Below are 10,111 nucleotides of genomic sequence, written 5' to 3'. Positions count from 1 at the left end.
AAACCTCTCCGTATTCTCTCTTAGTCTTGTTCAGAAATCAAATAGGAGTCCTATATATTAATAAGTGGTTAAATTCACAGCCATTCCAGAATATTGAGCGGCAGTTGCGGACTCGACTTAGCCCTGATGATGAAATCAGAGTGATCATTGAGACAAATGTTACTTTGCTTCATCGCCTTCCTTGGCATTTATGGTACTTTTTTGAAGATTACCGTAACGCAGAAGTGGCATTGAGTAGCCAGAACTATGAGCATCCCTTAATATTACCGCGATCGCCTACAGGAAAAGTTAAGATTCTCGCCATTTTCGGAAACAGCAATGGGATTGATGTTAACAAAGACCAGTCTTTATTAAAAGGGTTGGAAAGTGCCCAGACTAAGTTTCTTGTGGAACCAACCCGCAGAGAACTCAATGAGCAACTATGGAATCAAGATTGGGATATTCTATTTTTTGCCGGACATAGTTCTAGTCAACCTGATGGCAGCACTGGTCAAATTTATCTCAATCAGACTGAAAGTTTAACAATTCCTCAACTCAAAAATGCCCTGCAAGCTTCAATCTCACGTAATCTGAAGCTGGCAATTTTTAATTCCTGTGATGGTATCGGCTTGGCACGAAATTTAGCTGATTTGCATATCCCTCAAATCATTGTGATGCGTGAAGGAGTACCAGATTTAGTCGCGCAGGAGTTTTTGAAACACTTTCTGTTTGCCTTTGCCGGTGGTAAGTCATTTTATTTGGCAGTGCGAGAAGCAAGAGAGAGGCTTCAGGGATTGGAAAACAATTTTCCTTGTGCTAGTTGGCTACCAGTTGTCTGCCAGAATCAGACAGTTGTACCTGTAACTTGGCAGGAATTGCGCGGCAGTTTCAACAACAGTCGCCGTCAATACAGTCTATGGAATGTATTGCTTAGTACTGCTATTGTCGCTGCCTCAGTTTTAGGTTTGAGATACTTAGGAGTTTTTCAAACAACCGAACTGCAAATCTTCGATCAGATGTTAAGATTGCGATCGCCAGAAGAACAAGATGCAAATTTAGTAGTTGTAGAAGTTACTGAAAATGATATTCAAACCCGTAGTCAAGAACCAAGGCGAGGGTCAAAATCAATCTCAGATATTTCCCTAGCTAAGTTACTCAACAAATTACAACAGTATCAACCGAGGATTATTGGAGTAGATATCTATCGAGACTCCACCGATCCTGTTGAACAATCAAACTCTTTTGATCTCACCACTGAACTGAGCCAGGATAATGTTGTTGCAGTCTGCAAAGGCAAGGATAGCAAACACGATCCTCATGGTATCAAACCTCCATCAGGTGTTCCCCAAGATCGTCAGGGTTTTACCGATGCGATCGCAGATCCAGACGGCATCATCCGTCGTCAAATTTTGATGATGGCTCAAGAACCTTCTTCTTTCTGTGCTACTCCCTACTCTCTTAGTCTTCAACTAGCTGCTCGTTTCTTATTTGACTACAAAGGTATTGAACACAAATTTAGTGAAGATAGCGATTATGTACAGTTTGGCTCTACAGTCTTCAAACGCTTAAAACCAGGTCGTAGCGGTGGCTATCAGCAACAAGTGGATTTAGGTGGCATTCAAATACTAGCAAATTATCGTGCTGCTGATTTCCAAAAAGTTTCTCTTGAGGATGTATTAAGTGATGCTATTACCCCAGATTTAATCAAAGATAAAGTCGTTCTGATTGGAGTTACAGCCAATAGTAACAGCGATGCTTGGACTACCCCCTACAGTACCATGCAACAGCCTTATCAAGAAGTAGCAGGAGTGTTTATCCAAGCACAAATGGTCAGCCAAATTCTGAATGCAGTTTTAGAGCAACGAACTATTCTTTGGGTTTTTCCTTTCTGGGGTGATATTCTTTGGATTTGTGGATGGTCTTTAACTGGTAGTTTAATTTATTGGCGCATTCATTTACTATTAGCGCAAGCATCTGCTCTGATTGGCACAGTTATAATTTTATATGCAGTTTGTACAGTTTTGCTATTAATAATAGGGGTATGGGTACCATTTATTCCTTCAGCTTTTGCCATAGTTACTAGCAGTGTAATTATGATCGTTCTGAAACAATCCCATAGTTATAGTACTAGCTGAATACTTTTGCAGATGGTTTTATTCAGGGACTTCCAGAAAATAAATTATCCAATTTCACGCTCATGAAAACGACTTTCTCTCCCCCTGCTCCCCAGGGCGAACGCATCTAAATTTTACAAAAACATATTGACTAAAAGCTGAACCCATGTAGTCAATCAAAGAATTAGATTTCTAGCGATCGCCTCTTTCTTATCTCAGTAGAAAGCAGTAATAATCAAAACCTAATAGTAAGTCAATAAGTTGTACTTAATGCGATTATTTAAAATTTTATTGATAATGAACTTATCTTGTTGACAATATGTGTTCGCCCTGGCCAACTATACAGGCTACCGATGCCCAAAACGCAGAACCTGGAATTACTGCAACCAGCCTGCAATCATCCGTTTTGACCAGGATTAGAGAGCAAATAGATTCAACAGAACCCTTAAACTCTAGTCGGCGATCGCTTGTCGTAGGCGAACTTTCAGAGCGCAGCCCTTGTTCTCGGCAGTGAACAAAATTTATTTGCCTATTTACAGCAGATTGCAGGCATATAGGCTTATCTGGTGGCGATTTATGGGTTGATCTGGGAACTTGAAAAACTCTCCTCTGCTGAGTTTTTATATGAGTTTTTATATGAGTTTTTGAAAGAGCTTTGATAAGAAGTTATGCAACAATCATTTTAAATCCATTCTCACTCTCATTAGAACAGGAGAAACTTAAATGTTAGATCCATTTGGAGCATTTGAAGAAGGTTTCCGCTTATCTGAAAAAGCAATTGATTATTTAAAAGAATGGAATACTGAAGCTGAAATTGCTTCTAGTATTTCTCAAACAGCCCAAGAAGTTGTTGAAATATTGGTGAATGTGCCTGGTATGACTATGGCTCATAGTAGAGATTTTCAAAGAGCAACACCTTTTTTTACACTGAAAGATAAAACGGTAATTAAAATTTTCATAAATCCAGCACAGGTAAAACACATATTCTTAGCAGATTACAACAACAAGATGATATTTGGAGGCTATGTAGGTTGGATTCATACAAAAGAAATGAATAAAGCTATAGATAAAATCAAGAAAGAATTTACTTCCGAGGTTACATGAAAACTAGAAAGTCTAGGGCAAACGCATCTAAATATTGAAAATTGCTTAAAAATAGAAAATGAAAAATATTAATGTAGCTACTTGTATAAGTCTTATTACTTTCAACGTAGTACTATCATCTTCCTGTGTACGAGCGGCTGATTTTGCGCTTTCGCCTGATAGCAGTGCGGTCGTGCGTCTAGTTCCATCAGGAACCGTGTCAGCAAATTCACTGAATACTTCATTGCTTCCAGCAGGTTGGACAGCCAATACGGGAACTGGTGGGACACTAACAGTTAACTCGTACAACGCAGGCTTTAAGGGATCAAGTGGTGGTGCCAAAATCACAGCACTATTCGATAACGGTACTGCACCGAGTCCTAAACAATATCTTGAATGGGTACAGGTGCTGGATACCAATTTATCGTTAGGAGGAAAGACATCACCCTATCTCGATAATGCTATTAACCCGAAGTGCGGCAACGCTGCCAATCAGCCATTTTATTCTTGTACTGCGGCTAACTTGACATCAGGTCTTCCAGCTAGTCAGATTAATTTCTATGATTTCTCCAGACGAGATCAAAGCAGCATAGCGAAGAAAAATCCACTTACATGGAATGCGAAGCTCTATCCCGTCATAGCTAATGCTTCAAATGTACTTACTGTGTATGACGGTGTATCATGGGGCTGGACGATGAAAAAAGCTACTGTTGGAGAAGTTACAGGTAGTTTTACTGATCCATCACCGAGTAGCGCGGTTGTTTCTGGTGTTGGCACATCAACATTCTCTTGGGGTGCCGGCGATCCCAGCTCACTTAGCTTTGCTGGAACATCGTTTGACACAAAGCCAAACACAGTTTTTAAGCTTGGGACATTAACGTTCCACAATGGTACTATCACCTCTGGAACGGCAGCTGATTCTGTAACCCTTAACACTCAGATTAATTTTGATAATATTTCTGAGAAAAATTTCGCATTATCTTCAAAATTTACGCTTACCAATACCCTAAATAATGACGATCCCATCGCAAGTGCTGATCAAGTATCACTAGGCAGCTTGGGTTATACTTTCAATGTGCTTGAGGGTAACACAGCATCGGTTAATGTGCTAGCAAAGTTAATGACTGATCTAAGTAGAACGTTGACCGGAGTCAAGAGCGGTACTGCTTTAAGCAATGAAAGAGGTATTCACCCATCTCCTAATTATAGGTTGACAATTGTTGGCTTTTCTGATCCAACAATCGGTGGTTTCGTTACCACACGTATAGTGCCGGAGCCGTCTAACATCTATTCTACTGTGATTAGTGGAATGATTTTGTTACTGATGCGTATCTTTTGGTCTCGCCGAGGTATAGCTTGAGCAGATTCACTTCATGGTCAAACTGTCGAATTGTGATCGTAACCTGTGTTGCGATCGCATTCATTGCAGTTACGTGTATGCCAAAGCATCTCACTGCTAACGATATTCCCTCCGTTTCAAGCTATATCGAATTACTTTATGTGGGCGTACAGGATGCATCACCACGTGACGGATACAAGCTCAAGATTGTTCAGGGGCATCCAGAACGTTCTACTGGAGAATCTATTGAGGTGCCAGCACAAGTATTGACTGAGATGTGTCAAGTACTATTAGATGCGCCTCTTAGTTTGAAATCGCGGATTGTCTTTGAGGCACTTCCGATGGGCTGTTCATCAATACCTGCGACCACCAAATCTATTGGCCCTGATACATTTTTGCATTTGATGTCACTGGCTCGGCAACCAAATGCTGCTGGAAAATACTTTCCGAGTACAGCAACATACCTAGAAGACTTAGTACGAAACAACTATTGACTGTAGAGCTAGTGTTGAATTTTGGCTATGTTTAGCCATATCTGCACTTTAAATTATCTATCTCAGCGGCTTCCCGCTTCAGGTAAGCCTCAATCGCCTGTGCAGCCAACCAGCTTTTAGTCCGCCTCGTGCTTCGCGCCAGTATATCAAGTTGTACTTTGCTTGCATCGTCTATGCGTACAGTAATGGTGCTTGACATAACTATCCTTTCGCAGCCAGTGTACACAAGTAATACTAATTCTCTAAAATCCGGCTACAGATAGAGCCGCCAATATATATTGCCTGCCAGCAATAGACGCAATAATTGGTTTGGTTAATTTCCCCATTTTAGCATAGAGAGCAGCAGGTAATTCATTGAGGTTTTTTGGTAATAACCAACGAAGTCGGCGCTTAATATATTGCCAAACCTGCTCAATTGGATTTAATTCGGGAGAATGTGCCGGTTGAAATAATAAAATGATATTATCTGGTATTTTGGTATTTGAAGACGTTTGGGCTTTATGAAAGGCACCATTATCGAGTTGAATAATTAGTACTGAATCAGGAAAATGTTGAGCAACTAGATTGAGGAATATCTGAAAACAGTCAGTATTGAAGTGTGAGAATTCCCAAAAAAAGCTCTCGCCAGTCAGTGGTTCGATAATTCCATATAAATATGTTGCCTTAAACTGCCATTGATTTACACCAACTGGTTTAACACCCACAGCAGTGATTTTTCTACCTGTGATTGTTTTCAATCCAATTCTAATTTCATCCTGACAGCAAAAACGAATCATTTTAGTTGTGCATAAAACTGCCAAACAAAACCAATGCAGCATAGCTAAGTTGTTTGCAAGGTTTTTTTAAATGCTTCTACTTTAGCTTGTGATGTTCTTCTGGAGTCTCTTGAATTTCTAATTGATATACCCCTGACATTGCTCATCCTTCATCTCATTGAGTCTTATTCTCTCATCTGTAGCCTGATTTTAGAGAATTGGTATTAGAAGCCGACGGCTGCCTGTCAAAGAACATGGTATTCCGTCCCTCTCCGAGTCGGAGAGGGACAGACTTGAACTTTAGTTTAAGGCAGGGAGAGGTTCCTCAAACTCACGTTATGAGAGTGCAATTGTTGTCCAGTCTAATCTTGAGTCTTTTGTTGATAAATTTGCGGTGCAAGAATGACTTGAATTTGCTTTTCCTGGCATTTTTGAGAAAAAGCGCGAATTTGAGCTTCTTTATCTCCCTCAATTGACAAAGATTTCAAAAATCCTTGAAATCCTAAAAAAGCTAATTCGTAGATAGCTTTTTGACTAAAAGCACCTTGAAAATAGCCACTGTGGGTATCAACACCTTGAGGATCTTTATTATCAATAGACTTCCGAATAAATGCCAAAGTTAGTAAAATATAATCCCCAAAATTTATCGCTGGCTTTTCTAATGCAGAACTAACAATTCCTATCTGATTACTCCGATCATCTTTATAATCTGTACAGTCAAAATATGTAAATAAATCTGCGGGCGGAACCTCATTTTCGGAAATTTTAGTTATCTCATCAAGTCTTCTATGTTCGCTACTAGAAGAACGAATTTCTAAATAGTTATAAGGTTTATCCAGTGGGTAATCTTTTTCATAGTTTGGTTCGTGTAAATTAAGAACTCCATATTTGGGTATGTTACCAACTGTATCATTTCTATCGTTGAAATGCTTAACTGTGATATTACCAAGCCTATAGCCACTAATACGAGTTCGCGCGGGGAAACTAAAGTAATTTGCAGCAGTGGAGGTAATTCGTAATGCTAAGTCTCCCTCATTACAAAAGATATAAGCTTCTTCACACCGACGTAAAGAAGAACGAAGAAAATTAGCTCGTCCTGGCAAGATAGTTTCTACAGGAACATCAGGTGCAACTAAGACAAGTCTACCTAAGCGAAATACATTGCCAATATCTGAATTAGGTTCTTTGTTAACCGAATTAACGTCAAAAATATCAGAGAGGATACGAATTACATCTGTAACTACAAAACAACCCATGCTATGACTAATAAATGACAATTTAATGCGTTTATTCGCGGGAAAGTTTACAGTATAATCAAGCTGTCTGATCAATTCAACTAAGTCTATTACACCATAATTAATCGCTCTATAAGTATCACGAAAATAAGTAGATATTCTGAGAATGATTAATGTAAAGATAATTGAAGATACAATGCCAGATAAAATTAACAACACTGTGAAAAAGTGGACAGCGCTATTACTTAAAATATTTAGGAACAACAAAACTATGGCAGACCCTATACTAATTGTTAGTCCCACAACTAAATCGATCGCTAGTAAAGTTGGTAAAGAATACAGTGCGTTGATTAGCTTTTGCCCAAAAGAACCAGACTGGTCTGTTTTTATGGGATTTTCAGAAGGCCATCTATATCCTATAAAAATATATTTATTTGGTGGTTGCTGAATATGTGTATTGACATATTCATAAATCTTTTTGCAGCCTACCTCTGTATCAGATGGTGTAGAACTATATCCATGAATATTTATAATAATTTCTGGTTCTGGACTTGATTCCAAACTTTCAGCAATTTTTTCAATCATCTTTTGGGCTGAAGATTCAGCTTGTCCATTATTGATATTAAAAAAGTTTTGATTAACAACTGTTGATAAATAGTCGTTAGAATTATTTTCTTCTGTATCAACATTGAGTTTGGCAGTACTAACTACGAAATAACCAGAGATGTTTTCCTGGTTATTTTTTTTAAATTCGTAAATTTGATATGGTTGAGTGTCTGGCAGATTCTTCTTATCAGGAGAGTTCGTCATGTCTATTTTCCTTTACAAATTAGGTTAATTATAAGCAAGACTACTTAGTATTTTACTCAAAATCGGGGACAGAAACACAGTTTTTTTGTCATGATTATTGCTTCACTTTTTTACTTAACAAACTGACTGTTACTAATATTATTAGATGCGTTGTCTTTTGAGTTTGTTGCAATGACTAAACACTCATTTGGAACTCTAGGAAGCATATTGTTAAAAGCAGGAGTATAACGACCATCTGCATCAACAACCCTACGGAGAGTATACTCACCAGCCCTAGAAAGTCCACCGAACCAAACATTCTTTCTGTACCAAATATCTCCATTGAGAGAATTTTTGTCTAGGAACATTGTAAAATTTACAATCGATTTTGAAATTGGTATTCCCAGTAAAATAGGTATAATTTGAGCTTGCTGCAAAGTTTCATCTTCAAACTGAATTTTGTAAATTACCTCAAACCATTGAACTAAATGTAGTAATATCCAGCCAGCAATCGAGTTATGAAAAGTCCATTGCAACGGTGCAAAGACTGGTAAAAGCAAAGTTCTGTTCTGTGTATCCCATTCTAAATTGTACATAGTGATGCAAGTATCTGGCAGTGGATTGCCATCCATAAAAAACACACCCTTAAGGACAGATGGTAAGTTTGTTTGTTTGATGGGAACCATCCAGGTTGCAATATTATTGAGTTGTTTTTTCTCGATTAATTCAGTCATACTAATGTGTAATTCGTAACTAAGACAAACTCAAAAATTTAATAAGAATTCAGGAGTCAGAATTCTGTTTTGATAATAATTACCAACTCATAACTCAGCACGTACTACTCACAGTCGTTGAGCAAAACCTTGTAGCACTAAATTATTAGGAGTAACGGCAGTAACTTTTTCAAAATCCCACTTGACTTCTGTAATTGAGTCCCATTGATAGTTCTTGAACAGATGTAAACAGAAAATCTTGATAAAGCCAATTGATAAGGTTCTACCAGGACAGGCTCGCTCATGCCCTTCGCCGTTCCAAGATAAGATATCTGAAAAATTCCGTGTTACATCAAAATCATCTGGATTTTGGTATCTATTGGCATCTCGATTAGCTGTCAAAATAGAGCCAAGCAGGCGAGTACCTTTTTGAAATGGACATTTTTGTTCTCCAATCTCAACTTCACCCGCTTCAGTGGTGAGTTGGCTAACAAATCGCACAGGTGGATAGAGACGAGCGGTTTCCAAAATCACTTGATTGAGGAGTGTTGACTGTTCTAGAGCATTTGGGTCTAAACTTTCCTTGCCATTCCAAACTGCATTGACTTCTGAAATTAGATTATTTCTGAGGGCATTATCCAAGCATAAAACACCAATAACAGAACCCAAAAGCCCACTTGTGCCAGCAGTACCAGCAATATGAATCATATCGAAAAGGCTATTAGCGATTTGGTGTTCGTTCAACTGATACTGAGCGCCTGTTTCAAAGTAAGATGCCCATTTGGCAGATTGTTGATATCGCTTGGTTAAATACTGACGATGCCGAATTTTTGGCGCTGTTAATATTGCCAGCAGATACTTGCTAATAAAATTTGGCAAGGATGCCAGAGGCAAACCTTTAATGTAACTACTTGATGCTGTAATTTCTTTCTCAGATAAAGATATCTGAAAAACCAGTTGGTGCAAAATCGACAGCATGATCTTTGGCAAATCGTTGCCGATATGTAATTTGCTCTGTTTAGCAGCCTCTAACAGGCTTTGCTCAACTAGATACCCTAAAAAGTCTATCTGCCCTGACGGTTCCGGTAAGGCTTGCAAGAACACAGCACGCAGTCCTGTGTGTTCATTCCCGTTTGTTCCCAAGCTCAGAGGATTATCGAGCAGGTAACTAGGAGCTAATATTCTGATGATACCTAAATCATTTCCCCGTAGTTGTGGTTGGGTTTGCATTAGTTCTTTCACCTGGGTGTGAGAGGAATGCATGATTGCTTGGTCTACTGCAAAATACTTGTCTCCAATATTATCCTTACGGATGTAGAGAAAGTCCCGCCATGCGTTGAGCATGATTGATGCATCCATGTAATAAAAAACTAAGCGTAGAAGTTTGCCGATCGCAGTGTCATAACCTACTTTGGCTAGTATAGGTGCAAGCCATAGCTGGCGATCGTGACCTTTGAGGACTTTATCTTTAAGTGTCATAATATTTGCTTTGGTGTTTTAGTGGGGATTGGGCATTGGGCATTGGGGATTGGGCATTGGGCATTGGGTATTGGGGATTGGGCATTGGGCATTGGGCATTGGGCATTGGGCATTGGGCATTGGGCATTGGG

General features: G+C 39.0%; 10 protein-coding genes. 5 read left to right on the top strand and 5 right to left on the bottom strand.

All coding sequences use genetic code 11. From position 1 onward, the window contains the following. From PUQ00_RS30770 to PUQ00_RS30750, 5 genes are all read left to right on the top strand, one after another. Window positions 1-2,114 (top strand): CHASE2 domain-containing protein (locus PUQ00_RS30770; protein WP_300423602.1); only part of this gene is annotated, 2,114 nt, incomplete at its 5' end. A 298-nt stretch (window positions 2,115-2,412) separates the two neighbouring features. Continuing rightward, complete coding sequence (locus PUQ00_RS30765) at window positions 2,413-2,607, top strand: hypothetical protein (protein ID WP_300423601.1); 195 nt, start codon at window positions 2,413-2,415, stop codon at window positions 2,605-2,607. A gap of 209 nt (window positions 2,608-2,816) precedes the next feature. Continuing rightward, window positions 2,817-3,197 carry a hypothetical protein gene (locus tag PUQ00_RS30760; RefSeq protein ID WP_300423599.1) on the top strand — a complete coding sequence of 127 codons (381 nt, stop codon included), beginning with the start codon at window positions 2,817-2,819 and terminating at the stop codon, window positions 3,195-3,197. A 58-nt stretch (window positions 3,198-3,255) separates the two neighbouring features. Further along, window positions 3,256-4,536 carry a choice-of-anchor K domain-containing protein gene (locus PUQ00_RS30755; RefSeq protein WP_300423598.1) on the top strand — a complete coding sequence of 427 codons (1,281 nt, stop codon included), beginning with the start codon at window positions 3,256-3,258 and terminating at the stop codon, window positions 4,534-4,536. A 77-nt stretch (window positions 4,537-4,613) separates the two neighbouring features. Then, window positions 4,614-5,009 (top strand): hypothetical protein, encoded by a 396-nt coding sequence (locus tag PUQ00_RS30750; RefSeq protein ID WP_300423596.1) that lies wholly within the window; start codon window positions 4,614-4,616, stop codon window positions 5,007-5,009. A gap of 31 nt (window positions 5,010-5,040) precedes the next feature. On the opposite strand, the gene PUQ00_RS30745 is transcribed toward PUQ00_RS30750, so the two are convergent. The 5 genes from PUQ00_RS30745 to PUQ00_RS30725 all read right to left on the bottom strand — a co-directional run bounded on the left by PUQ00_RS30745 (window position 5,041) and on the right by PUQ00_RS30725 (window position 9,980). Beyond that, window positions 5,041-5,208, bottom strand: coding sequence for a ribbon-helix-helix protein, CopG family (locus PUQ00_RS30745; RefSeq protein ID WP_300423595.1), 168 nt, complete (start codon window positions 5,206-5,208; stop codon window positions 5,041-5,043). 43 nt (window positions 5,209-5,251) lie between these two features. Continuing rightward, a complete protein-coding gene (locus tag PUQ00_RS30740; protein ID WP_300423594.1) occupies window positions 5,252-5,785 on the bottom strand; it encodes an IS630 family transposase in 534 nt (177 codons plus the stop codon). Between the two features lie 341 nt (window positions 5,786-6,126). After that, window positions 6,127-7,809 carry an alpha/beta hydrolase gene (locus PUQ00_RS30735; RefSeq protein ID WP_300423593.1) on the bottom strand — a complete coding sequence of 561 codons (1,683 nt, stop codon included), beginning with the start codon at window positions 7,807-7,809 and terminating at the stop codon, window positions 6,127-6,129. A 110-nt stretch (window positions 7,810-7,919) separates the two neighbouring features. Then, window positions 7,920-8,522 (bottom strand): hypothetical protein, encoded by a 603-nt coding sequence (locus PUQ00_RS30730; protein WP_300423591.1) that lies wholly within the window; start codon window positions 8,520-8,522, stop codon window positions 7,920-7,922. 108 nt (window positions 8,523-8,630) lie between these two features. Further along, entirely contained in the window at window positions 8,631-9,980 is a 1,350-nt protein-coding gene (locus PUQ00_RS30725; RefSeq protein WP_300423589.1) for a cytochrome P450, read from the bottom strand. Between the last annotated feature and the right edge of the window lie 131 nt (window positions 9,981-10,111).

Origin of the sequence: Nostoc sp. S13 (assembly GCF_029379315.1) — a bacterium.
Lineage (GTDB): Bacteria > Cyanobacteriota > Cyanobacteriia > Cyanobacteriales > Nostocaceae > Nostoc.
This window is presented reverse-complemented; position numbering and strand designations above follow the sequence as displayed.